Source organism: Allobosea psychrotolerans, from assembly GCF_002917105.1.
Lineage (GTDB): Bacteria > Pseudomonadota > Alphaproteobacteria > Rhizobiales > Beijerinckiaceae > Allobosea > Allobosea psychrotolerans.
Genome location: NZ_PQFZ01000027.1, coordinates 34,189 through 57,950, shown reverse-complemented (window position 1 = coordinate 57,950; position 23,762 = coordinate 34,189). Strand labels below are relative to the sequence as shown.

Annotated in this window: 26 protein-coding genes; 16 read left to right on the top strand and 10 right to left on the bottom strand. The window is 66.2% G+C overall.

The window, feature by feature from the left end:
* Positions 1-28 precede the first annotated feature (28 nt).
* From pstC to CYD53_RS27310, 6 genes are all read left to right on the top strand, one after another.
* Positions 29-997, top strand: a complete 969-nt coding sequence (gene pstC / locus CYD53_RS27335; protein WP_103721242.1) for a phosphate ABC transporter permease subunit PstC — start codon at positions 29-31, stop codon at positions 995-997.
* Between the two features lie 15 nt (positions 998-1,012).
* Positions 1,013-1,903: a phosphate ABC transporter permease PstA gene (gene pstA / locus CYD53_RS27330; protein ID WP_425428352.1), complete on the top strand. Its 891-nt coding sequence runs from the start codon at positions 1,013-1,015 to the stop codon at positions 1,901-1,903.
* Between the two features lie 47 nt (positions 1,904-1,950).
* A complete protein-coding gene (gene pstB, locus CYD53_RS27325; protein WP_103721241.1) occupies positions 1,951-2,751 on the top strand; it encodes a phosphate ABC transporter ATP-binding protein PstB in 801 nt (266 codons plus the stop codon).
* A gap of 39 nt (positions 2,752-2,790) precedes the next feature.
* Entirely contained in the window at positions 2,791-3,510 is a 720-nt protein-coding gene (gene phoU / locus CYD53_RS27320; protein ID WP_103721240.1) for a phosphate signaling complex protein PhoU, read from the top strand.
* 21 nt (positions 3,511-3,531) lie between these two features.
* Positions 3,532-4,230, top strand: a complete 699-nt coding sequence (gene phoB / locus CYD53_RS27315) for a phosphate regulon transcriptional regulator PhoB (protein ID WP_069689660.1) — start codon at positions 3,532-3,534, stop codon at positions 4,228-4,230.
* Positions 4,231-4,368: 138 nt separating this feature from the next.
* Positions 4,369-5,583 (top strand): TIGR03862 family flavoprotein, encoded by a 1,215-nt coding sequence (locus CYD53_RS27310; protein WP_103721256.1) that lies wholly within the window; start codon positions 4,369-4,371, stop codon positions 5,581-5,583.
* A 290-nt stretch (positions 5,584-5,873) separates the two neighbouring features.
* On the opposite strand, the gene CYD53_RS27305 is transcribed toward CYD53_RS27310, so the two are convergent.
* The 3 genes from CYD53_RS27305 to CYD53_RS27295 form a co-directional block, all read right to left on the bottom strand.
* On the bottom strand, positions 5,874-6,224 hold the full coding sequence (locus CYD53_RS27305) for a hypothetical protein (protein ID WP_146056018.1): 351 nt from the start codon (positions 6,222-6,224) through the stop codon (positions 5,874-5,876).
* Positions 6,217-6,861 (bottom strand): acyl-homoserine-lactone synthase, encoded by a 645-nt coding sequence (locus CYD53_RS27300; protein WP_103721238.1) that lies wholly within the window; start codon positions 6,859-6,861, stop codon positions 6,217-6,219. The genes CYD53_RS27305 and CYD53_RS27300 overlap by 8 nt, the downstream gene beginning before the upstream one ends.
* A gap of 99 nt (positions 6,862-6,960) precedes the next feature.
* Positions 6,961-7,689 (bottom strand): helix-turn-helix transcriptional regulator, encoded by a 729-nt coding sequence (locus CYD53_RS27295; RefSeq protein WP_103721237.1) that lies wholly within the window; start codon positions 7,687-7,689, stop codon positions 6,961-6,963.
* A 218-nt stretch (positions 7,690-7,907) separates the two neighbouring features.
* Here CYD53_RS27295 and uvrB point away from each other — a divergent pair, with 218 nt between their 5' ends.
* Positions 7,908-10,592 (top strand): excinuclease ABC subunit UvrB, encoded by a 2,685-nt coding sequence (gene uvrB / locus CYD53_RS27290; protein ID WP_103721236.1) that lies wholly within the window; start codon positions 7,908-7,910, stop codon positions 10,590-10,592.
* A gap of 380 nt (positions 10,593-10,972) precedes the next feature.
* Here uvrB and CYD53_RS27285 read toward each other — a convergent pair whose 3' ends face one another.
* From CYD53_RS27285 to CYD53_RS27275, 3 genes are all read right to left on the bottom strand, one after another.
* Positions 10,973-11,260, bottom strand: a complete 288-nt coding sequence (locus tag CYD53_RS27285; protein WP_103721235.1) for a hypothetical protein — start codon at positions 11,258-11,260, stop codon at positions 10,973-10,975.
* 202 nt (positions 11,261-11,462) lie between these two features.
* Positions 11,463-12,518 (bottom strand): 2-dehydropantoate 2-reductase, encoded by a 1,056-nt coding sequence (locus CYD53_RS27280; RefSeq protein WP_103721234.1) that lies wholly within the window; start codon positions 12,516-12,518, stop codon positions 11,463-11,465.
* Positions 12,519-12,693: 175 nt separating this feature from the next.
* Positions 12,694-13,080 (bottom strand): SpoIIAA family protein, encoded by a 387-nt coding sequence (locus CYD53_RS27275; RefSeq protein ID WP_103721233.1) that lies wholly within the window; start codon positions 13,078-13,080, stop codon positions 12,694-12,696.
* Positions 13,081-13,418: 338 nt separating this feature from the next.
* Here CYD53_RS27275 and CYD53_RS27270 point away from each other — a divergent pair, with 338 nt between their 5' ends.
* On the top strand, positions 13,419-14,441 hold the full coding sequence (locus CYD53_RS27270) for an amino acid ABC transporter substrate-binding protein (protein WP_103721232.1): 1,023 nt from the start codon (positions 13,419-13,421) through the stop codon (positions 14,439-14,441).
* A 180-nt stretch (positions 14,442-14,621) separates the two neighbouring features.
* Here the strand turns inward: CYD53_RS27270 and CYD53_RS27265 are convergent, their stop codons facing one another.
* Entirely contained in the window at positions 14,622-15,278 is a 657-nt protein-coding gene (locus CYD53_RS27265; RefSeq protein WP_146056017.1) for a hypothetical protein, read from the bottom strand.
* Positions 15,279-15,536: 258 nt separating this feature from the next.
* Here CYD53_RS27265 and CYD53_RS27260 point away from each other — a divergent pair, with 258 nt between their 5' ends.
* Positions 15,537-16,169, top strand: coding sequence for a glutathione S-transferase family protein (locus CYD53_RS27260; protein WP_103721230.1), 633 nt, complete (start codon positions 15,537-15,539; stop codon positions 16,167-16,169).
* Positions 16,170-16,338: 169 nt separating this feature from the next.
* Positions 16,339-17,577, top strand: a complete 1,239-nt coding sequence (locus CYD53_RS27255; RefSeq protein ID WP_245928455.1) for a multidrug effflux MFS transporter — start codon at positions 16,339-16,341, stop codon at positions 17,575-17,577.
* A gap of 186 nt (positions 17,578-17,763) precedes the next feature.
* Here the strand turns inward: CYD53_RS27255 and CYD53_RS27250 are convergent, their stop codons facing one another.
* Positions 17,764-17,973: a cold-shock protein gene (locus CYD53_RS27250; protein WP_054210450.1), complete on the bottom strand. Its 210-nt coding sequence runs from the start codon at positions 17,971-17,973 to the stop codon at positions 17,764-17,766.
* A gap of 218 nt (positions 17,974-18,191) precedes the next feature.
* Between CYD53_RS27250 and CYD53_RS27245 the strand changes: the two genes are divergently transcribed.
* Both CYD53_RS27245 and CYD53_RS27240 read left to right on the top strand, forming a co-directional pair.
* A complete protein-coding gene (locus tag CYD53_RS27245) occupies positions 18,192-18,878 on the top strand; it encodes a fumarylacetoacetate hydrolase family protein (RefSeq protein WP_103721229.1) in 687 nt (228 codons plus the stop codon).
* A gap of 47 nt (positions 18,879-18,925) precedes the next feature.
* Positions 18,926-19,855 (top strand): dihydrodipicolinate synthase family protein, encoded by a 930-nt coding sequence (locus CYD53_RS27240; RefSeq protein WP_103721228.1) that lies wholly within the window; start codon positions 18,926-18,928, stop codon positions 19,853-19,855.
* 83 nt (positions 19,856-19,938) lie between these two features.
* Here the strand turns inward: CYD53_RS27240 and CYD53_RS27235 are convergent, their stop codons facing one another.
* Positions 19,939-20,421, bottom strand: coding sequence for a copper chaperone PCu(A)C (locus CYD53_RS27235; protein ID WP_245928454.1), 483 nt, complete (start codon positions 20,419-20,421; stop codon positions 19,939-19,941).
* Between the two features lie 103 nt (positions 20,422-20,524).
* A complete protein-coding gene (locus CYD53_RS27230) occupies positions 20,525-20,959 on the bottom strand; it encodes a hypothetical protein (RefSeq protein ID WP_103721226.1) in 435 nt (144 codons plus the stop codon).
* A 438-nt stretch (positions 20,960-21,397) separates the two neighbouring features.
* On the opposite strand from CYD53_RS27230, the gene CYD53_RS27225 reads away from it, so the two are divergent.
* Genes CYD53_RS27225 through CYD53_RS27215 form a run of 4 tightly spaced genes read left to right on the top strand, consistent with a single transcriptional unit; the run spans position 21,398 to position 23,602 of the window.
* Entirely contained in the window at positions 21,398-21,652 is a 255-nt protein-coding gene (locus tag CYD53_RS27225; RefSeq protein WP_103721254.1) for a hypothetical protein, read from the top strand.
* A gap of 10 nt (positions 21,653-21,662) precedes the next feature.
* A complete protein-coding gene (locus CYD53_RS30450; protein ID WP_181012052.1) occupies positions 21,663-21,833 on the top strand; it encodes a hypothetical protein in 171 nt (56 codons plus the stop codon).
* Positions 21,834-21,840: 7 nt separating this feature from the next.
* Positions 21,841-22,947, top strand: a complete 1,107-nt coding sequence (locus tag CYD53_RS27220) for a methionine ABC transporter ATP-binding protein (RefSeq protein WP_103721225.1) — start codon at positions 21,841-21,843, stop codon at positions 22,945-22,947.
* Entirely contained in the window at positions 22,937-23,602 is a 666-nt protein-coding gene (locus CYD53_RS27215; protein ID WP_103721224.1) for a methionine ABC transporter permease, read from the top strand. Before CYD53_RS27220 ends, CYD53_RS27215 begins: the two co-directional genes overlap by 11 nt.
* The last annotated feature ends 160 nt before the right edge of the window (positions 23,603-23,762 follow it).

The window sequence follows — 23,762 nt, the reverse complement described above, 5'->3', positions numbered from 1 at the left end:
GACAACCCACGCTACCGGAGCCCCGCGGATGACCGCCGTGACCCAGACGATGCCCGCTGCTGCCGCGCCGCTGCGCAAGACCCCCAAGGGCACGTTCGACATCGTCTTCCGCAATGCCAGCTTCCTGGCCGCGCTGTTCGTGCTGGTGCTGCTCGCCGGCATCATGCTGTCGATGGTCGTCGGCGGCTGGCCCGCCTTCCGCGAATTCGGCTTCGGCTTCATCACCTCCAGCGTCTGGGACACCCAGAACGACCAGTACGGCGCCTGGCCGGCTATCGTCGGAACGCTCTCGACCGCGCTGATCGCACTCGTCATCGGCGTGCCGCTCTCGCTGGGCATCGCGGTTTATCTGACGCAGCTCGCCCCGCCCTGGTTCAAGCAGCCGGTCGCGACCGCCATCGAGTTGCTCGCCGCCGTGCCCTCGATCATCTATGGCATGTGGGGCCTGTTCGTCTTCGTGCCGCTCTTCGCCGCCTATGTTCAGGTGCCGCTCTCCAACATCGTCGAAGGCCTGCCGCTCGTCGGCACGGTGCTCTACTCGCGCTCGCCCTCGGGGCTCGGCATCTTCACCGCCGGCATCATCCTCGCCTTCATGATCATCCCCTTCATCGCCTCGATCACGCGCGACATGCTGGAGCAGATCCCCTCCGTGCTGCGCGAGAGCGCTTATGGCATCGGGGCGACGACCTGGGAGGTCGTGCGCCATGTCCTGGTGCCTCAGGCCGGCGTCTCGATCATCGGCGCTGTCATGCTCGGCCTTGGCCGCGCGCTCGGCGAGACCATGGCGGTGACCTTCGTCGTCGGCAACGCCAACCGGCTCTCGGCCTCGATCCTGGATCCGGGCTCGACCATCGCCTCGCGCATCGCCAATGAGTTCAACGAGGCGCTCGGCCTGCAGCTCAACGCGCTGATTGCGCTCGGCTGCATCCTGTTCTTCGTCACCTTCGTCGTCCTCGTCATCGCGCGCATCCTCGTCTCGCGCGTCAAGACCTACTGATAAGGCAGGCCGATCATGAGCATGACGACCCCCTCCGTCGGATCCCAGACACCTCGTGCCGAATGGGGCCGCGTGCGCGCCTCGCGCCGCACCGCCGACAAGGCGATGAAGCTGATCGCCACCGGCTTCACCTTCCTCGCCATCTTCGTGCTGTTCTGGATTCTCGGCATGCTGATCGTGAAGGGCGTCGGCGGGCTTTCGCTCGCCACCTTCACCCAGGTCACGCCCGGCCCCGGTTCCGAAGGGGGCGGCCTTGCCAACGCCATCGTCGGCTCGATCGTGCTGACCTTCCTCGGCATCGTGGTGGCGACGCCGATCGGCGTGCTCGCCGGCACCTATCTCGCCGAATATGGCAAGGGCTCGCAGCTCGCCAATCTGATCCGCTTCATCAACGACATCCTGCTCTCGGCACCCTCGATCCTGATCGGCCTGTTCGTCTACGTCATCCTGGTCGAGCCCTTCCGCGGCTATTCCGGCTGGGCCGGGGGCGTCGCGCTCGGCATCATCGCCATCCCGGTCATCGTGCGCACCACCGAGGACATGCTGCGGCTGGTTCCGGGGCCGTTGCGCGAGGCCGGGGCTGCGCTCGGCGCCCCGCCCTCCGTCGTCATCACCAGCGTCACCTGGCGGGCGGCAAAGTCGGGCATGGTCACGGGTATCCTGCTGGCGCTCGCCCGCATCGCCGGCGAAACCGCGCCATTGATCTTCACCGCGCTGAACAACAATTTCTGGTTCTCGCCGACGCTCTCGGGCGGCGTCTCGAACCTGCCGGTGACGATCTACCAATTCGCCTCCGCCCCTTACGAGAACTGGCAGCAGCTCGCCTGGGCCGGTTCGCTGATCATCACCGTCTCGATCCTGCTGCTCTCGCTGATCGCGCGCCGTATCGTGCGCGGCAGCAAGTGAACAGCCATCCTGAACCCTCGTCGCGTTCGATCTGAAGGAAGAAGTCGATGCTTTCGACGCTGGAACTGAGCCCCCAAACGCTCGATGCCGAAGCCCCGGTCAGGATCGCGGTGAAGAACCTCGATTTCTACTACGGCGAGCACAAGGCGCTGAAGAACATCAATCTCGATTTCCGCGACCGCCACGTCACGGCGCTGATCGGCCCTTCGGGCTGCGGCAAGTCGACCCTGCTGCGCGTCTTCAACCGCATCTATTCGCTCTATCCCGAGCAGCGCGCGACCGGCGAAGTCATCCTCGACGGCCGCAACGTCATCTCCAACGATGTCGATGTGAACGAGTTGCGCTCGCGCATCGGCATGGTCTTCCAGAAGCCGACGCCCTTCCCGATGTCGATCTACGACAATGTCGCCTTCGGCATCCGGCTCAATGAAAAGCCGCCGAAGTCGGAACTCGACGACCGCGTCGAGGGCGCGCTGCGCCGCTCCGCCCTTTGGGACGAGGTCAAGGACAAGCTCAGGATGTCCGGCATGGGCCTCTCGGGCGGCCAGCAACAGCGCCTGTGCATCGCGCGCACCATCGCGCAGAAGCCGGAGGTTATCCTGTTCGACGAGCCGACCTCGGCGCTCGATCCGATCTCGACCGGCAAGATCGAGGATCTTCTGGAGCAGCTCAAGACCGATTTCACCATCGTCATCGTCACCCACAACATGCAGCAGGCGGCGCGTATCTCGCAGTACACCGCCTTCATGTATCTCGGCGAAGTGATCGAGTTCGCGCCGACCAACACCATCTTCATGAACCCGCACAAGAAGCAGACGCAGGACTATGTCACCGGCCGCTTCGGCTGACTGTCGAACCCTGTTTTCGCTTCCAGAGGATCCGCCGCGATGACCGAACATATCGTCCGCTCCTACGACGCCGAACTTGAGGGGCTGCGCCGCAGCCTCGCCGAGATGGGCGGCATGTCCGAGCGCATGCTCGGCGATTCCACCGTGGCGCTGGTGCGCCGCGACACCACGCTCGCCCAGAAGGTGATCAGCGCCGACCAGCGCCTCGACAATCTGCAGCGCGATGTCGAGGAGCGCGCGGTCCTGACCATCGCCCGGCGCCAGCCGCTGGCGAACGACCTGCGTGAACTGATCTCGGCGATCCGCATCGCTGCCGACATCGAGCGCGTCGGTGATCTCGCCAAGAACATCGCCAAGCGCGCAGTCGCGATCTCCGGCCAGTTCCAGCCGCCGCATCGCGCCGTGGTCGGGCTCGAGCATATGAGCCGGCTCGTCCAGGCCCAGCTCAAGGACGTGCTCGACGCCTATGCCGCGAGCAACGAGCAGAAGGCCATGGAGGTCTGGCGCCGCGACGACGAGATCGATGCGCTCTACACCTCGCTCTTCCGCGAATTGCTGACCTATATGATGGAAGATCCGCGCAACATCACCTTCTGCACGCATCTCCTGTTCTGCGCCAAGAACGTCGAGCGCATCGGCGATCACACCACCAACATCGCCGAGACGATCCATTATCTCGTCACCGGCGAGTCGCTCGACCTCAGCCGTCCCAAGCTCGACACCACCGACATCAATGTCGAGGCCACGGCCGGTCAATAACGTTCGTCATCGGAAACGCACATGCCCGCACGCATCCTGATCGTCGAGGACGAGGAGCCGCTCACGCTGCTCCTGCGCTACAATCTCGAAGCCGAGGGCTTCGAGGTCGACAGCGTCGCCCGCGGCGACGATGCCGAACTGCATCTGCGCGACCACACGCCCGACCTCGTCCTGCTCGACTGGATGCTGCCGGGCCTGTCGGGCATCGAGCTCTGCCGCCGCCTGCGTACGCGCAGGGACACCGAGCGCGTGCCGATCATCATGCTCACCGCGCGCGGCGAGGAGACCGAGCGCGTGCGCGGTCTCGCCACAGGCGCCGACGACTATGTGGTCAAGCCGTTCTCGCTGCCTGAACTGATCGCGCGCATCCAGGCGCTGCTGCGCCGGGCGAAGCCTGGCCATGTCGCTGGGCTGCTCGCGGCCGGCGATCTCGAGCTCGACCGCACGACGCGGCGCGTCCGCCGCTCCGGCGCGGAACTGCATCTTGGCCCGACCGAATTCCGCCTGCTCGAATTCCTGATGCAGGCGCCGGGCCGGGTCTATTCCCGCGCGCAGCTCCTCGACGCCGTCTGGGGGCGCGACGTCTATATCGACGAGCGCACGGTCGACGTTCATGTCGGCCGCCTGCGCAAGGCGATCACGCCCGGCGATGCCAAGGATCCGCTGCGTACGGTACGCGGTGCGGGCTACGCTTTCGACGAGACCTTTGCGCGGGGGTGATGCCGCGTCATTCTCGGGCTTGCCCCGAGAAGCTCCAGCCGCATGAAGCACCATTCGGTTCGGCATGAGATGCTCGGGTCAAGCCCGGGCATGACGATCGCGCTTGACCCGCGCGCCCGCCGGCCCCAAGCCCTCCCGATGCAAAACAAATCCATTGCGATCATCGGCGCCGGTCCGTCCGGCCTGATCGCCGCCGAGCGGCTGTCGGCCGCCGGCCACGCCGTTACGATCTATGACCGCATGCCCTCGCCGGCGCGCAAATTCCTGCTTGCCGGCCGCGGCGGGCTGAACCTGACCCATTCCGAACCGCTGGACCAGTTCCTGACGCGCTATCGCGACGCGCAGGCCTGGCTCGAACCGGCGATCCGCGCCTTCCCGCCCCAGGCCTTGCGCGACTGGGCCGATGGGCTCGGCGCCGACAGCTTCGTCGGTACGAGCGGGCGCGTCTTTCCCAGGGCGATGAAGGCCTCGCCTCTGCTGCGCGCCTGGCTGCGACGGCTGGAAGGGCAGGGCGTGAAACTCGCATCGGGCATGGGCTGGACCGGCTGGAGCGCCGACGGCGCGCTGACCTTCCGGACCCGCGACGGCGGGGTCGAAACGATCCGGCCCGGCGTGACCTTGCTGGCATTGGGCGGCGCGAGCTGGCCGCGGCTCGGTTCCGACGGCGGTTGGGTGCCGCTGCTCGCGGCGCGTGGCGTCGCCATCGCGCCATTGCTGCCCGCCAATGGCGGCTTCACCGTCGCCTGGTCGGCGATGATGCGCGAGCGCTTCAGTGGCGCGCCGCTGAAGCGCATCGTCATCCGCTTTGGCGAGCGTCAGGCCACCGGCGAGGCGATGATCGATGCCGACGGCATCGAGGGCGGCGCGGTCTATGCGCTGTCGGGCCTGCTGCGCGAGGCGATCCTGCGCGAGGGCAAGGCGGCGGTCACGCTCGATCTGCGGCCCGACATGGAGACGGCCCGCCTCGTCGAACGTCTGGCGAAGCGCCGCAAGGGCGAGACGCTGAGCAACCATCTGCGCAAGGCGGCGGGCCTGTCGCCGGTCGCGATCGCGCTCCTGCGCGAGGCGAGCCCGCGCTTGCCTGAGGACGCAGCGGCCTTGGCGACGCTGATCAAATCCGCTCCCCTGACGCTGACTGGCCTCGCCCCGATCACGCGCGCGATTTCGAGCGCCGGCGGCATCGAAGCCGGCGCGGTCGCACCCGACTTCATGCTGAAGGCGCTGCCCGGCGTCTTCGTCGCCGGCGAGATGCTGGACTGGGAAGCCCCGACCGGGGGCTACCTGCTGCAGGCCTGCTTCGCCACCGGCGTCGCGGCGGCGGCGGGGATGGAGGCTTGGCTGGCAAGGGCGTAAGTCAAGCGCGGGGAACCCTTCTCCTGCATCGAAGTCGGGTTTACCCGACTTCGACACCTTGAGTGCTGATCTCGGGCAAGCCCGAGATCAGTGAGAAGGGCAGGGATGAGGTGTCGGCCCCTTGACCAGTAAAGCGTCGAGCCAACCACACGCGACGGTGAGGCTGCGCTCCAGCGTATAACGGCCGACACCTCACCCTGCCCTCTCCTTACAGGAGAGGGTTCTTTGTTGAGGTTCCGCCACCCACCAACACAGGGGAGGAGCTCCCCGCTGGCCCCTGAAGCCGGACCTCACGCGTCGTGAGGTGAGGCCACCGCGCGCTCGTGGTCCCGGGTCCGCTCGTAGATGGCGCCGAGATCATGGCTCACCAGCATGACGGCGTCCTGGCTCAATGGCTTGGCCTGGACCGTCCCATTGGTCAGCAGGAAGAGCTGCACCAGCGCCGAGCGTCCGGCCTCGTCCAGGCCCATGACCTGCGTCAGCAGCCAGAGATCGTCGGGGAGGTCGAAATGGGACGCGACCTCCAGCAGCGGGCTGTAGCGCGGGTACCGTTCCATCAGCGTCATTAGGGTCGCCAGCGCGTTTCCAAGGTCTTGCCGTTCCTCGGTGGACAAGGGCGAATAAGTGCGCTCGTCATACATGGTTGGTTCGCCTTTCCTCGATGATGCTCGGTCCATGCCGCCGGTCGACCAGTGTCGGGGCCGCGATCCGCTTGAATGCGAGCGTGTTGCGCCAGGCCTCCTCGGTCACGCTGATCATCGTGCCGATGCAGGACATGCCGTCGATCATCGTCGGCAGGCCGAGCGGCTTGACCTCCCAGCCGAGCTCCAGGAAGCGCGGCATCCACCAGGTTTCCATCACGACGGTGATCGCGCTGAAATTCTGCTCCAGGCAGTATTCGAGCATGCCGGCGAGCACGCTGTGCAGCACGGTGGATTCGCGGCCGCGATACTCGGGAACTACGAAGATCCGGGTCCATTCGACGATGTCGGGGCCGCGCTGCAGGCCGCGGATATTGGCGAGGAAGGGAAAGACCTCGCTCATCAGATGCGGGCAGAGTGTCGGTACGAGGCGGGAGCCCCCGATCACCTTGCCGTCTTTCAGCGCCAGCAGATAGACCGCGTCCTCGGTGTCGAACTGGTCGACCTCGCGTCCGTCGGGGCGCTCCAGCTCCATCCAGCGGCGCTCCTCGACATAGATGCTGTGCCGGATACGGAAATGCTCCTCGATCTGGTCGGCATAGAGCCGGCGATTGGAGGCGTCGACGATGTGAATCATGTGCTCTTCCCCAGCGGCGTGAGGAAGAATTTTCTGCCTATCCGCGCCGGGCGGTATCCCGGTTTTCCGGGAGGGCCTGAGCTTTCATTGGGCTATAGACTAAAGTCGGATCTCGCCGCGCAGATGCGCCTCGACCACGGTGCGCGTGCGGCCCCGGGCGCCGAGCTTGCGGGCGGCGTTCTGGTAATGCGCCTCGACGGTTCCGGCGCGGATATTGAGCACCTCCGCGACACCCTCGGTCGATTTTCCGACAGCCATCCAGGTCAGGACCTCGCGCTCCCGCACGGTGAGGCGATGGCCCTGGTTGCCGTGTATGGTGGCCTCGGCCTTGGCATGGGCATAGAGCGACATAAGGTGGATGGCGGAGCGGGACTGCTTGGACAGGTCGGGTTTGTCGCCGGCCATGGTGACGACGGCCTTGAAGCCGTCCTCATTGTGGATCGGCACGCAGAAGCCGTGAACCATCTTGAAGTCGCTGGCGCGCCGCATGATCTCCTGCTGGCGCGCGCTGGCGACCTCCTGGCGATAGACCTCGTCCCAGACGAAAGGGTTCATCGTGGTCTTGCAATGCGCCGCGATCGGGTCGTCATCGGCATAGTTCTGCCGGACATAGAGCTCGAACCAGCCATCAGGCCAGCCATTCAGCAGCACGAGCGGGGCGATCCTGTCACCGGTCTCCGGCAGGCCGGTGATCAGGAAGGCATGGAAGCCGAAGCTGGCGAGCTTGTCGCGCAACGAGGTGATGATCGTCTGCGGGTCGTTGAGGCGCGCCAGCACATCGATGAAATCGAGCGCGTCTCGTCCGGTGTCGAAATGTTGTCCCGACATGCACGGTCCCCAATGGCCGCATTATAGCCGTATTGCTACAGCGTGTCTTGGGGAGTCAATGCCTCCTGCGCAATCTCAGAGCCAGAGCAGGATCTGCACGCGAGGCACGGCAAGGCGCGCCCCACAGCCTTCTCCTCCTGCCATCTCCTGTCAGCTATCCGGCCCGCCATGCGCCTTGCCCTCTCGCGCTTGGGTGGCTTCCGCCCCATATTGGCGCCATGTCCAAAACCTCCGCCCCCGACGCCAAGACGAACGACGCCAAGACGAAGCCTGCGAAAAAGCCGGCCAGCGCACGCACGCCCAAATCCAAGGCCTCGCGCCAGGAATTGAAGCCGCTGGAAGGCTATCTCGCCGATCTGCTCAACCCTGCGATCAACCGCGGCAATGCGGTCCCGGGCGGCGCCGCCGGCTTTTCCGACGCGCCGCAGGCCGGCTACGAAGCAAGGCCCCGCCAGGACGAAAGACCTGGCGATGGCGCGCCGAAGAAGAAAATCGGCAAGAAGGCCGATTCCGCCTTTGACGGCGTCGAGGGCGAGACCGCCGCGAGCCTGACGGCGCAGTCGCTGCAGATGCTGCTGGAGACCGGCAGCCCCTTCATCGATCCCGGCAAGGCCTGGACGCCGCATCGCCCGCCGCGCCCCGAAAAATCCGAAGGCGGCATCCGCTTCCGCATGAATTCGGAATACGAGCCGGCCGGCGACCAGCCGACCGCGATCGCCGATCTCGTCGAGGGCATCGCGCGCCAGGAGCGCGACCAGGTCCTGCTCGGCGTCACCGGCTCCGGCAAGACCTTCACCATGGCGCAGGTCATCGAGAAGACGCAGCGTCCCGCCCTGATCCTGGCGCCGAACAAGACGCTGGCCGCGCAGCTCTATGGCGAGTTCAAGAGCTTCTTCCCCGATAATGCGGTCGAGTATTTCGTCTCCTATTACGACTACTACCAGCCCGAGGCCTATGTGCCGCGTTCGGACACCTTCATCGAGAAGGAAAGCTCGATCAACGAGCAGATCGACCGCATGCGCCACTCCGCCACGCGCTCGCTGCTGGAGCGCGACGACGTCATCATCGTAGCCAGCGTCTCCTGCATCTACGGTATCGGCTCGGTCGAGACCTATACGGCGATGACCTTCGGCATCAAGCTGGGCGAGCGCATCGAGCAGCGCCAGCTCATCGCCGATCTCGTCGCCCTGCAATACAAGCGCACGCTCGGCGATTTCGCCCGTGGCTCCTTCCGCGTGCGCGGCGATGTCATCGAACTCTTCCCGGCGCACTATGAGGACCGCGCCTGGCGCATCGGCCTGTTCGGCGACGAGGTCGAGCAGATCTCGGAATTCGATCCGTTGACCGGCCAGAAGACCGCCGACCTCGAATTCGTCAAGGTCTACGGCAATTCGCACTACACCACGCCGCGCCCGACGCTGACCCAGGCCGTCAAGTCGATCAAGGAGGAGCTGCGTGGCCGCCTCGACGAGCTCAACAGGATGGGCCGCTATCTCGAGGCGCAACGGCTCGACCAGCGCTGCACCTTCGACATCGAGATGATCGAGGCCACCGGCTCCTGCAACGGCATCGAGAACTATTCGCGCTATCTCACCGGCCGCAAGCCGGGCGAGCCGCCGCCGACCCTGTTCGAATATCTGCCCGACAATGCGCTGGTCTTCACCGATGAGAGCCATGTCACCGTGCCGCAGATCGGCGGCATGTATCGCGGCGACTTTCGACGCAAGGCGACTTTGGCGGAATACGGCTTCCGCCTGCCCTCCTGCATGGACAACCGGCCGCTGCGCTTCGAGGAATGGGACGCGATGCGCCCGCAATCGGTGCATGTCTCGGCCACCCCCGGCAATTGGGAGATGGAGCGCACCGGCGGCGTCTTCACCGAGCAGGTCATCCGCCCCACCGGCCTGATCGACCCGCCGGTCGAGATCCGCCCCGCCAAGCATCAGGTCGCCGACCTCCTGGACGAGATCAAGGAGGTCTCGGCCAAGGGCTACCGCACCCTCGTCACCGTGCTGACCAAGCGCATGGCCGAGGATTTGACCGAGTATCTCCACGAGAACGGCGTGCGTGTCCGCTACATGCATTCCGACATCGACACGATCGAGCGCATCGAGATCCTGCGCGATCTCCGCCTTGGAGCCTTCGATGTGCTCGTCGGCATCAACCTGCTGCGTGAGGGCCTCGACATTCCCGAATGCGGTTTCGTCGCCATTCTCGACGCCGACAAGGAGGGCTTCCTGCGTTCGGAAACCTCGTTGATCCAGACCATCGGCCGCGCCGCCCGCAATGTCGACGGCCGCGTCATCCTCTATGCCGACCACATCACCGGCTCGATGGAACGGGCGATCGCCGAGACCAATCGCCGCCGCGAGAAGCAGGAGGCCTACAACGCCGCCCATGGCATCACGCCGCAATCGATCAAGCGCGCCATCGGCGACATTCTGGGCTCGGTCTATGAGCGCGACCACGTCACGGTCGATGCCGGCATGGGCACGCCGATCGCAGGCCACAATTTCAAGGCGGCCCTGGCCGATCTCGAAAAGCGCATGCGCGAAGCCGCCGCCGATCTCGAATTCGAGACCGCCGCGCGTCTGCGCGACGAGATCAAGCGCCTCCAGGCGACCGAGCTCGCCATCTCAGACGACCCGCTCGCCCGCCAGGGCGATGTCGAGGCCTCGGCCGGCAAATACAAGGGCGAGCGCTCCTATGGCGCCAGCGCCAACCTGCCGACGCGGGCGCGCAAGCCGACCGATGCCGATATGGGGCCGCATAACTGGGGCGGCGGAGAGGCCAAGCCGGTGGCACGACCGAAGAAGCCGACGCTCGACGAGATGGGGCCAAGGCCGGATTCGCGCCCGCTGGGGGCTGGGGAGGGAAAGGCGAAGAGGCGGGGCAGGCGGTAGGGTCGGGAGTCTTTCCGCGCGCTTCCCGTCATGCCCGCCACAAGCGCGAGCATGAGAGGCGCGGGGAACCCTTCTCCTGCATCGAAGTCGGGTCTACCCGACTTCGACACTCTGGGTGCTGAACTCGGGCAAGCCCGAGTTCAGTGAGAAGGGCAGGGATGAGGTGTCGGCCCCTGGGCCAGTCAAGCGCAGAGCTAACCGCACGCGGCGGTGAGGCCGCGCCCCAGCGGATAATGGCCTACACCTCACCCCGCCCTCTCCTTGCAGGAGAGGGTTCTCTATCGAGGCTCCGGCGCCATTCAAAACGGGCGTGGGGACACCATTCCCCCAAAACAAAAAAGGCCCGGCCTTTCGGCCGGGCCCTCCGTCAAAGCTGGAGCTCACCAGCGGTCGCGGTCGCGATAGCCATGGGCCGGGGCCCAGGGCGGCGGGCCGCCACGGTGGCGGCCATAGCCGCGATCATAGCCGCGATCGTAATGGCGGTAGCCGCGCCGGGCCTGCATCTCCTGGGTCCGCTGGATCTCCCACATGCGGTGCTCGCGGTTGTGCCTGGCATAGCCGACTTCGACCTTGTCGAGCGCGCTCGCGCCGGTGAAGGCCTCGCTCGCTGCCGCGGGTGTCGCGGCCGCCCCCAGTGCAATGGCCGCGGCGATCAGAAAGTGACGCATGAGTTCCTCCTGGTTTTTCTCAATGCCGTACTAGAGCAGGCCAAGTTGAAACGGATGCTGAACGAAAAGGTTCAGTGCCGTTCATCTTCGCGGCGCGCCGCTTAGAGCTTTTTTTGAGCGAAGTTCCGCTGGATAGCGTGAAGAAACACGTTATAACAAAGGGCTAGAGCAATTTAACGATCCGATCGGCTCGGACATTATTCTAGCTGGCGTGCCGCGCCATAACGACGTCCTCTCCGGGGAACCGACGCGCCGCCTCCAGCTCGGCCAATAGCGCCGCCCCGGACCAGGCCGGGCGCTCGGGGCTCACTTCCGCCGCATGGATCAGCGCCACCAGGCGCGCGTTCACCGGGGCCTTGCGACCGTGGCGCGCGGCAAGGCGGACGACCTCGCCATTGATCCAGTCGATCTCGCTCGGCCGCCCGGCGGCAAGATCGTCCGACATCGAGGAGCGCGCCGTCGGGTCGATGGCGAGCATGCGGGCGGCCAACCGGGCGAAGAGCCAGTCGGGCGTATCGAGCAGGCGCGGGATCCAGCGCGCCGGCAGCGGTGTCAATCGGGCCGGACGCAGTCCGGTTTCGTCGAGGAGCGCCAGCGCCTCCGCCTGGGCCAGCGCCAGGCAGCGCCGATAGGTCCGCAGCGAGAGTTCCTCGCGCAATGGCCGGTTCGCCAGCGCGTTGACGGCGTTGTTGAGGTTGAGGAGCAGCTTGGCCCATTGCACCGGCAGCATGTTGCGGTGCTGTTCCAGCGGCAACCCGGCGTTGGTGAAGGCTGGCAGGAAGGGCGCCAACGCCACATCCTCGGCGATGGCGAGCACGCCCGCCGAGGCCTGGTGGAAGGCGCCCGGACCGGGCGAGACCACGTTGAACGGCACCATGCCGGCGAGAACGGTTCGGCCGGGCAGGGCGGCGCGCAGCGTCTCGGCATGGCCGAGCCCGTTCTGGAAGCTCACCACTACCGCGCCCGGCCGCAACACCGGGGCGAGCTCCGCCGCGACCGTGCCCGTCGCCATCGATTTCACCGTGACCAGCACGAGATCGGCCGTGGCGGCACCCGCCGGCCCGGTCGCCATGGCGATGCCCTGCGGCGGAACGCGCCAGCGCCCGCCGTGGAGATCAGTCAGCGTCAGCCCATGTTCGGCCAGCTCGTCGGCGCTGCGCGGGCGGCCGACGAAGCCGAGATCGGCCCCGGCCGCCAGCAACCGCCCGCCGAGATAGCAGCCGATCGCGCCGGCGCCGTAGACACAAATCCTGGCCATGCGCTTCCCCGCCTGCTGCGCGACGATAGCCGCTTCCAGGGGCGGATCGTGAAAGCAATTTCCGATCCAATTGGATCGTTCAATTTTTCTAAGGCTTTGTTTTGACGCGTTTTCTCAGCGCAAACGCTTCGCGTTTGTCGCGAGGGGACGGGTATCCGCTTCACTCGAAAATGCTCTACGCCTCCGGCCCGCCTTCGATCTCGCTTGCCCAGGCCAGCGCCGCGTCGAACTCCGCCGGCTTGAAGCATTTCAACTCGACATGCGGGATGATCGGATTGGCGATCGCCATGAAGCTCTCGATCCAGCCCTTGTCGGTGACCACCGCCTCGCGCGGAAACCGCTTCAATCGTCGCACCATGCTGAGCCCATAGCGCGCATCCTTGAGCCCGGCCCGGAAGGTCATGTCCTCGAAGCCGGTCAGATCGACCAGGATGCCGAGCTTTTCGTGGCGGGACAGCCTGCCCTCGATATCGGCGACGACGCCGTCGAGATCGGCCTCCGTTAGCGTGCCCGTCAGGCGATAAGCGGCGACATGGTCCGGCGCTGCGAGAATTTCGAACATGATGGCCTCCCCGAGAGAAAAGGGAAACGCGCCGGCGCGCGAGAGGTTGCGTCGCGATGGGCGGGAGGTGCGAGGAACCCTTCTCCCACCCATCTCGGGCTTGTCCGAGATGGCAATCCTTGAGAGTCATCGTCGGCAACAGCCGACTTTGATGGGGGAGAAGGAAGAGGCGCACCAACCGCAGCGGAAACGCCTGCGCGGATTTGGCCTGCGCGATCATATTTCCCCGATGAATACTGGCTTGGCAATTATCATAGCGTCAGTGATTGACCCTCGGTCCGGGCAGGTGCTTCCTCGAACCCGGCATCCAAGCTGCGCGCTTACCAGGGGGACAAAAAATGGCACGCTACGCGAGAATTCTGGTCGGCTTCCTGCTGGCGCTCGGCCTGTCATATGGCGGGCAGGCTGAGGCCCAGACCCTGAAGGCGGTCAAGGCGCGCGGCGTCCTGAATTGCGGCATCGGCACCGGGCTCGCGGGCTTCGGCCTTGCGGATGCGACCGGCACCTGGAAGGGCGTCAACATCGATTTCTGCCATGCGCTCGCCGCAGCGATCTTCGACGACGCCAGCAAGGTCAAATTCGTCTCGCTTTCGTCCAAGGACCGCTTCACCGCGCTGCAATCGGGCGAGAGCGACCTGATCGCGGCGACGACGACCTGGACGATGAGCCGCGACACCATCCTCGGCCTGAATTTCCGGGCGGTGTTCTATTATGACGGCCAGGGCTTCATGGTGAAGAAGGCCCTGAACATCAAATCGGCCCGCGAGCTGAGCGGCGCCTCGATCTGCATCCAGCAGGGCACCACGACCGAGCTCAACACCGCCGATTATTTCCGCAAGAACAACATGAAGTTCGAGCCGGTGACCTTCGCCACCAACAACGAGGCGACCGAGGCCTATGAGAGCGGCCGCTGCGACGTCTTCACCACGGACCAGTCCGGCCTCTATGCCGAGCGGCTGCGCTTCAAGAACCCGTCCGAGCATGTCGTGCTGCCCGAGACGATCTCGAAGGAGCCGCTTGCCTATGCCGTGCGCCATGGCGACGATCAGTGGTTCGATATCGTCAGCTGGGTCCAGTACGCGCTGGTCACGGCCGAGGAGCTCGAGGTGACGCAGGCCAATGTCGACGAGATGCGCAAGTCGACCAATCCCGACATCCGCCGGCTGCTCGGCGTCGAGGGTTCCTTCGGCCAGGCGCTCGGCCTCGGCAATGACTGGGCCTATAAGGTGATCAAGACCGCCGGCAATTACGGCGAGGTCTTCGAGCGCCATCTCGGCCAGCAATCGTCGATGAAGATCGCGCGCGGGCAGAACGCCCTGTGGAGCAATGGCGGCCTGCAATACGCCCCGCCGATCCGCTGAGATCTCGTTCGGAGACTCCGCGAGCCCTCATCCTGAGGAGCCATCCTGTGAGGAATGGCGTCTCGAAGGATGCTCCAGGAGTCTCCAGAACCATCTGAAGCATCCTTCGAGACGCCGCTGACGCGGCTCCTCAGGATGAGGGCTCACCTTTGCAAACGGTCCCGAGGAATGTGGCCGGCGCTACTTCAACGCGGCCACGATCATCAGGAAGACCAGCACCAGCGCGATCTGCTTCAGGCTCCAGTTCAGGCGCGTCAGGGCCTCGAACACCGTCTCCTCCGGCTCCTCTTCGGCCGGGGCGAGCGCGGGCGCCGGGGCTGCCGCGCTCCAGGCGATGCGCTCGACCAGGCCGCGCGCCGGGGCGCTGCCCTCATCGTCGGGCCTCGGCCCGAGCCGCCACGCGACGCGGCGCTCGGCAGGCGCGTCGCGGTCCGCCTCGTCGAGCCAGAGGCTCGTGGTGGCGACAAGCGAGAGCCGCCCGGCGCGGCCGGCCTCGACATCCTGCTTCAGCGCGGAAAAGATCTCGCCGGGCAGCCAGAGCGTGGCGTGATAGCCCGGCTCCTCCCCACCATGCGCCAGCACGAGCAGCATGCGCACGGCCGTGCCGCCTTCCGGCAAGGGGCGAATCGCGAGCGGCATCTCGCCGGCTTCCTCGCTGAGGCCCGCCCGGCCGAGACTGTCCTCGGGCAACCTTGCCTGCGCGGCGATCCGGCCGTCATTGGCCAGCGCGCCGTCGCGCAGCGCATAGCCCGAAAGCACGGCAAGCCCGCTCGCCTCCACACTGAGCCGGCGCGCCGGCGCCTGAACGAAATGGCCGGATAAGCCGGCGATGGTCATCTTGCCATCCGTGACCGTTGCGCGTTGCGCTGTCGACAAATCCATGGGCCCCGCGCCGTGTTTGCGGGCGAGGATAGAGCATCGGCCCGAAAAGAGGGAACCGGTTATTCGGGATAAGCCGATGGAAGATCAAAGCTCCGCCCGAATAAGGTGGCGGCTGATGCTGCAATCGATCGCAGCTGACCGGATCGCAGCTGACATGGTCGCGCCATCGCGTCGGGCTATGGTTGCGGAAACGACAACGCCAGGGAGAACACCGTGTCGGACGAGCTCGTGCTCTACACCAACCCGATGTCGCGCGGCCGGATCGCGCGCTGGATGCTGGAGGAGGTGGGGGCGCCCTACCGCGCCGAGATCCTGGGTTTCGGCCCGCCGATGAAGGGCGCCTATAAGGCGGTCAACCCGATGGGCAAGGTGCCGGCGCTGAAGCATGGCGACATGGTCGTCACCGAATGCGCCGCGATCTGCGCCTATCTCGCCGACGCCTTCCCGCAGGCCGGCCTCGTGCCTGCGCCGGGCAGCAGGCTGCGCGGACCCTATTACCGCTGGCTGTTCTTCGGCGCGGGGCCGGTGGAGGCGGCGGTGAGCAACAAGGCGCTGGGTTTCGAGGTGCCCGCCGACAAGGCCCGCATGATCGGCTATGGCAGCTTCGCCGACGTCATGGACACGCTGGAGCAGGCGGTGACGGCGGGCGAATATCTGTTGGGCGACCGCTTCAGCGCGGCCGATGTCTATCTCGGCTCGCAGATCCTCTGGGGTCTGCAATTCGGCTCGATCGAGAAGCGCCCGGCCTTCGAGGCCTATGGCAAGCGCATCTCCGGCCGCCCGGCGGCGCTCCGGGCCGACGAGATCGATAACGCCCTGATCGCCGAGCAGCAGAAGCAGGGCTGAAGCGGTTTCGAGCGAAGCGAGCGCCGGCGCGCTTCCCGCTCGGTGCATGACGCGCTGCAGCAGAGCCGGGTTGTCCCGCATGGGCGGAGGGCATAAAACTCCCCGCTCCAGGGGGCAATCGAGCTTTTCCAGATCCGCCCTGCGCGGATGAGCGCCCGCACAGGCTGACATGACCGCAATCGCAGACCCCGCCCTGCCGCGCCACGGCATGAGCTTCCGTTCCTTCGTGACGCTGACCGCCGCCCTGATGGCGACGAATGCGCTCGCGATCGATTCGATGCTGCCGGCCTTGCCCGAAATGGCCGAGACGCTCGGCATCATGGAGGCGAATCATCGGCAATGGATCGTCACGGCCTATCTGCTCGGCTTTGGCGTCGCGCAGATCGTCTACGGCACGCTGTCGGACCGTTTCGGCCGCAGGCCCGTGCTGCTCTTCGGCCTCGGCCTCTATGTGCTGGCGAGCATCGCGGCGGCCTTCTCCGGCTCCTTCGAGGCGATGATGTGGGCGCGCGTCGCCCAGGGCATCGGCGCGGCGGCGACGCGCGTGCTCGCGGTCTCGATCGTGCGCGACTGCTATTCCGGTCGCGACATGGCGCGGGTGATGTCGCTCGCCATGATCGTCTTCCTGGCGGTGCCGATCCTCGCCCCCTCGATCGGCCAGGCCATCCTCTGGGTCGCGCCCTGGCGCTGGATCTTTGGCGTGCTGACGATCTTCGGCGCCTCGGTGATGCTCTGGGCCGCGTTCAGGCTGCCCGAGACGCTGCATGAGGAGGATCGCAAGCCGATCGAGTTCCACAGCGTCGTCGCCGCCTTCCGCACCACGCTGACGACGCGCGTCGCGGTCGGCTACATGTCGGCCATGGCCTTCGTCATCGGCGGGCTGTTCGGCTTCATCAACTCGGCCCAGCAGGTCTTCGTCGACGTCTTCGCGGCGCCGCAGCTCTTCACCGTCATCTTCGCGCTGATCGCGGGCTTCATGGCGGTGGCCTCGCTGGTCAATTCGCGCATCGTCGTCAGGCTGGGCATGCGCCGGGTCTCGCATGCCGCGCTGCTGGGCTATATCGCCTTCACCGGCACGCATGCGCTGATCGCGCTGGCGGGGCATGAATCGCTCTGGAGCTTCACGGCCCTGCAGGGCGGCGCGATGTTCTGTTTCGGCCTGCTGGCGCCGAATTTCGGCGCGCTCGCCATGGACCCGCTCGGCCATGTCGCGGGCACGGCCTCCTCGGTGCAGGGCTTCGTCACCACGGTCGGCGGCGCGCTGATCGGCTTCTATATCGGCCAGCATTTCGACGGCACGGTGGTGCCGCTGACGCTGGGCTTCTCGTTGTGCGGGTTGGTCGCGCTGGGGATCGTGCTGGTGGCTGAGAAGGGCCGGCTGTTTCGGCCGGCGCCAGGTCGCAGCTAGTTACCGGGTCGCAGCCGACAGTAAGCCGCCGCGGAAATCGGGCCATTGGGGCTGGCCCTTGCCCTCCGACCGCCGCCTCTTGGCGACGGGCATGCCGGGAATCGTCTTCAGTCCTGGTAGATCGATAGAGATTCGCATTGGCTCGGGAAGCGACGCCGCCGATCGGCCTCCCGTCTAGGGGTTGTCTCACGCAGTCTTGAGATTGACCGCCGAGGACTTGCCGGTCTTGCGGTCGGCCTCGAGATCGTAGCTGATCTTCTGACCTTCGTTCAGGCCGCGCATGCCAGAGCGCTCGACCGCGCTGATATGCACGAAAACATCGCTGCCGCCCTGATCAGGCGTGATGAATCCGTAGCCCTTGGTTTCATTGAACCATTTCACGGTACCCGTGCTCACGTGCTGTTCCTTCAGTCTCAGTTCAGGCCGGCTCATGCCGACCCGGGCCACACTGTAGGGGGCAAAACGCTATGGTTGCAATGATGCGCCGCAAAACGCCCTTGCGCCGGTCTTTGCGATGTCGCAGATGCAGCCCCGTCCCGAGAGTCGAGGCCCTTGCCCCGCACGCCCCACTCCCGCATGAACGGCAGCGGAAATATCCGAAGGAGCCCCGAGCCATGACGAATTACGTGATCGATCCGCCTGCCGTCACCGCGGTGCCGGTCGCCGGCGGCGGGCTCTTCCCCGTGCGCCGGGTCTTCTGCGTCGGCAGGAACTATGCCGAGCATACCCGCGAGATGGGCGGCGATCCCGATCGCGAGGAGCCGTTCTTCTTCACCAAGCCGGCCGACGCGCTGCTGATCAACGGCGCCGACATGCCTTATCCGACCAAGACCAAGGACCTGCACCACGAGATGGAGCTGGTCGTGGCGATCGGCACCGGCGGACATGACATCCCCGAGGCCGAGGCGTTGAACCATGTCTATGGCTATGCCGCCGGGCTCGACATGACGCGGCGTGACCTGCAGGCCGCGGCCAAGAAGACCGGCAAGCCCTGGGACATGAGCAAGGGCTTCGACCTTTCGGGGCCGATCGGCGAGATCGCGCCTGCGAGCCATGTCGGCCATCCCAGCGCCGGCAAGATCGAGCTCGTCGTCAATAGCGTGCCTCGCCAGAGCTCGGACCTCGCCAAGATGATCTGGAGCGTGCCTGAGACGATCGCCTATCTGTCGAGCCTCGTCGTCCTCGCGCCCGGCGACCTGATCTTCACCGGCACGCCCGAGGGCGTCGCGGCGGTGGTCAAGGGCGACGTGCTGGAAGGCGAGATCGCCGGGGTCGGCAGCGTGCGCACCCGCATCGTCTGAAAGCCGCATCGAAGCCCATCGACATAATCCATCCGAAAGCCAGAACCATGAGCTTGACCCCCGACGCCAGCGGCGTCTTCCCGATCGCGCCGACGCCGTTCAATCCCGACGGTACGATCGACTGGACCTCGACCGAGCGCCTGTTCGAATTCTACGATCGAATCGGCTCCGACGGAACGACGGTGCTCGGCATCATGGGCGAGGCCCCCAAGCTGGAGCCGGAGGAATCGGTCGGCATCGTCAAGATCGCCGTGGCCAAGATGCCGGGCAAGCCGGTCATCGTCGGCGTCTCCGCGCCGGGCTTTGCCGCCATGCGCTCGCTGGCGCGCCAGTCGATGGAGCTCGGCGCGGCCGGCGTGATGATCGCGCCGCCGCCATCCCTGCGCACCGACGACCAGATCATCGGCTATTACGCCCAGGCCGTGGAGGCGATCGGTACCGACATCCCCTTCGTCATCCAGGATTACCCGCTGACGCTCTCGGTGATCATGACGCCGGCGGTGATCCGCAAGATCGTCATGGACCATCCCTCCTGCGTGATGCTGAAGCATGAGGATTGGCCGGGGCTGGAGAAGATCTCGACCCTGCGCAAGTTCCAGGCCGAGGGTTCGTTGCGGCCGATCTCGATCCTGACCGGCAATGGCGGCATGTTCCTCGATTTCGAGATGGAGCGCGGCGCCGACGGCGCGATGACCGGCTACGCTTTCCCGGAATTGCTGATCGATGTGGTCAAGCTGCAGAAGGCCGGCCAACGCGACGCCGCCCACGACATCTTCGACGCGCATCTGCCGCTGCTGCGTTATGAACAGCAGCTCGGCGTCGGCCTCGCCGTGCGCAAATACACCATGATGAAGCGCGGCATCCTGGCCAGCGACGCCCAGCGCAAGCCGGGCTCCTCGATCTCGGCCAAGGCGAAGACCGAGGTCGATTACCTGCTGGCGCGCGTCGCCAAGACCGATCCGCGCGCCAAGGTGTGAGTGTTATTCTCGGGCGAAGCCCGAGAATCTTTTTGCCGGAGATGCTCGGGCCTTCGCCCGAGCATGACGGCGCGGCCTGCGCCTCAGTGCGTATGCGCGCTGGGGTCGGCGGCCTTGGCGCCCATGGCCTCGACCTTGAACGCGACCTCGATCGTGCCGGCCTTCTCGAAGGTCAGCACGCCCTTGAGCATCTCGTTCTGCTTCAGCGGCTGCTTCAGGTCCATGAACATGATGTGGTAGCCGCCGGGCTTGAACTCGACCTTGGCGCCGGGCGCGAGCGCGAGCCCGTTTTCGAGCGGCCGCATGGTCATGATGCCGTCGACCACGGCCATCTCGTGCATTTCGACGCTGTCGGCGAAGGGCACCGAGATCGAGACCAGCCGGTCGGGCGTCGAACCCGTATTCTCGATCGAGAGATAGCCGCCGCCGACCTTCGCGCCAGCGGGCGTGGCCCGCGACCAGGGATGGCCGATCTTGAGCGGGCCGGCCTTGTATTCATGGGCGAAGGCGGCGGCGCTGCTCACTGTCAGCGCGATGGCCGCGAATGTGCGAGTGATCCTGTTCATCGAAAAATCCTGAATGGCTGCATCGACCATGCCCAGGCGGGCAGGGGATGCGGAACGGCTGGGCAATCTGGTGCGCCTGCCCGAATGAAAGCGTTAGGAGCCGTCAGAGACGGAGGCGGGCCGCGGCCGGCGGCGCGCGCGACTGCGGCAGGCCGAATGTGGCCATGCGCGGCGGCGCTGGGATGATGGTTTGAACGGCAGGCGCCTGAACGGCCAGCCTGACGATCATGCCGTGTAGGGTTGGCGCGGGGCCGGCGATCACCGGATTGACCGGGCAGCCCTTGCAATGCGTCAGCTCGCCGGCAGGCTCTGGCGCGTCAGGCCCGGGAGCGCTCAGTCCGGAACAGAGCAGCGCGCCGTCGAGGCCGGGATGGGCGAGCGCGGCGGACGGCGCCAGTCCCGCAGCCAGCACCGCCAGCGCGTAAGTGACGGCGAGCCAGGCTCCGAGCACGGAGCGGCGCAGTCGCGCTAACGTGTTGCGCGAAAAACTGGGCACCAGGGGGGCGAAAGCCGGCATGCCGGGCAGATGCACCCGCATTCCCGCGCCCGTCAAGCCGCGCCAGTGAAGCCGCGCATTCGCGCAGCGACCGGCGCGGTGTTTCGGCGAAGGATTTTTCGCTTCGCTGCCGCTTGCGGGAAAATTCTTTTCTCCCGCTTCGTTTCTTTAAAAGAACGATTGGGTTGACAAAGAGGATATCTCCAGCCAGATTACGGCTTGTCATCGGGCTTGGTTCGATGGCCGCGGGGATTTGAGCGAGCAGCTTGCGCCGCGTCACCAAACGCTAAAGCGCCACGACGTGGTCGTGGGCTCCAGTTATGAGGAGAAGACCATGGCCATGCTGACCGTTCGACCTGACGAACCCCGCCTCGCCCGCGACATGGGCTGTTGTCGACGCTGATCCTGCGCTGAAGGCCGGCTCACCGGCTCTTCCATCAGATGTCCATCAAGCGCCGCAAGAGCGGCGGAGGCAGAACCATGTCGCATACTCATTCCAGTTACGATCAGCAGGCTCAGATCCAGGCCTCTCAGGCTTATGTCATCGAGGTCGGCGAGACCCAGGCGGGCCTGGTCAATCGCCGCCCCGACGAGCGCTATTTCACCTTCATCGCCGCATCGGCCGCGTTCCATGCGCTCGAGGGCCATCGCTTTGCCACGCCGGGCGCGGCCGAGCTCGCCGCCCGTCAGCTTGCCGCGCCGCGCCGCCACAGCGCGCCGCGACTGGCAGCCTGACGAGGCCGCTATGAGACCGCTCGCCTTTCTCTGGCGCTCGCTGTCGTCCTGGTTCGCCAGGGCGGTGCCTGCGCAGGCAGGTTGCGATCCCACGGCTGATGAGGCCCTGCGCAAATCCATCCATGATGTGACGCACGAACAGCTCGGCATTGCCCACTGGTCCTGCCACACCCAATTCTGAGGCCATGATGAACGCCCCATTGAAGCCCGACGCCTTTCGTGTCGGGATCGGCATCCCGCCCTTGCCTGAGCCGATCATCCGCTTCGAGCGGGTCGGCAAGGTGTTTGCCGGCCGTCGCGGCCAAGGCGAGGTTGAAGCGCTCGCGGGCATCGATCTCGATGTGCCCAGGGGCGCGATCGTCGGCGTCATCGGTCGCTCCGGCGCCGGCAAGTCGACCTTGATCCGGCTGGTCAACGGGCTGGAGCGCGCCAGTTCCGGCCGCATCCTGATCGAGGGTGAGGACGTCACCGGCCTGAGCGAGGCCGGCTGGCGGGCCCGGCGCCGCACGACCGGCATGATCTTCCAGCATTTCAACCTGCTCTCCTCGCGCACGGTCTTCGACAATGTCGCGCTGCCTCTGGAGATCGCCGGCACGCCCAAGGCGGAGATCACGGCCCAGGTCGAGCGCCTGCTCGATCTCGTCGGCCTCGCCGACAAGCGCGAGCGCTATCCGGCCGAGCTCTCCGGCGGCCAGAAGCAGCGCGTCGGCATCGCCCGTGCGCTCGCGACCGGGCCGAAGGTGCTGCTCTGCGACGAGGCGACCTCGGCGCTCGATCCTGAGACGACGCAATCGATCCTGGCGCTGCTCAAGCAGGTCAACCGCGAGCTCGGCGTCACCATCCTGCTGATCACCCACGAGATTCCCGTCATCAAGGAAATCTGCGACCGCGTCGCGGTGATCGAGGGCGGCCGCATCGTCGAGGAGGGCGATACCTTCTCGGTGCTGACGCAGCCCAGGCACCCGACCACGGCGCGTTTCGTCGAGGCGGTGACCGGCGTCGACCTGCCGGCTCATCTCGCCGGCCGTCTTCGCGCGGAGCCGCGACCGGGCGACGCCGCGGTGCTGCGCATCACCTTCACCGGCGAGAACGCGACGGCCCCGGTGATCAGCCGCTTGAGCTCGATCATCGGCGTCGACGTCAACATCCTGGCCGGGCGCATCGACGCCATCGCCGGCAAGCCCTTCGGCAGCCTGCTGGTCTCGGTGCCGGCGCGCGAGCCTGAACTCGGCGCCGTGCTCGGCGCGCTGAAAAACCTCGAACTCAAGGTGGAGGTCATCGGCCATGTCGCCTGACATCATCCGGCTCATCCTCCAGGCCACGGCCGACACGCTGACCATGGTCGCGGTCGCGGCCGGGATCGGCACCTTGCTGGGATTGCCGCTCGGCGTCTTCCTGGCGACGAGCAAGCGCGGCGAGTTGTTCGCCGCGCCCTTCGCCAACGCTGTGCTCGGCGCGCTCGTCAACGCCACGCGCTCGACGCCCTTCATCATCCTCGTCGTCGCGATCATCCCGTTCACGCGTTTGCTGGCGGGCACCTCGATCGGCACTGCGGCTGCAATCGTGCCCTTGACGGTCGCCTCCACGCCCTTCATCGCGCGGTTGATCGAGGGGGCGATCCGCGAGGTCGATCAGGGCCTCGTCGAGGCCGCCCGGTCGATGGGCGCGACGCCGGTCCAGATCGTGCGCAAGGTCTTGGTGCCCGAGGCGCTGCCCGCGATCGTGCTGGGGCTCACGCTCGCCATCGTCAGCCTGCTCGGCTTCTCCGCCATGGTCGGTGCGGTCGGCGGCGGCGGGCTCGGCGATCTCGGCATCCGCTACGGCTATCAGCGCTTCATGCCCGATGTCATGGCCGCTGTCGTCGCCGTTCTGATCGTCCTGGTCCAGACCGTCCAGAGCATTGGGGACCGCCTCGCTCGCCGCCTCAACAAGCGCTTGCGCCACGCCTGAACCGCTTCACCCAACCAAACCCCGGGACCCATATATCTCAGCCCTCATCCTGAGGAGCGCCACAGGCGCGTCTCGAAGGATGATCCGGGATGCTCCGCAACCTCTGGAGCATCCTTCGAGACGCCGCTGTGCGGCTCCTCAGGATGAGGGCTGGATTTGA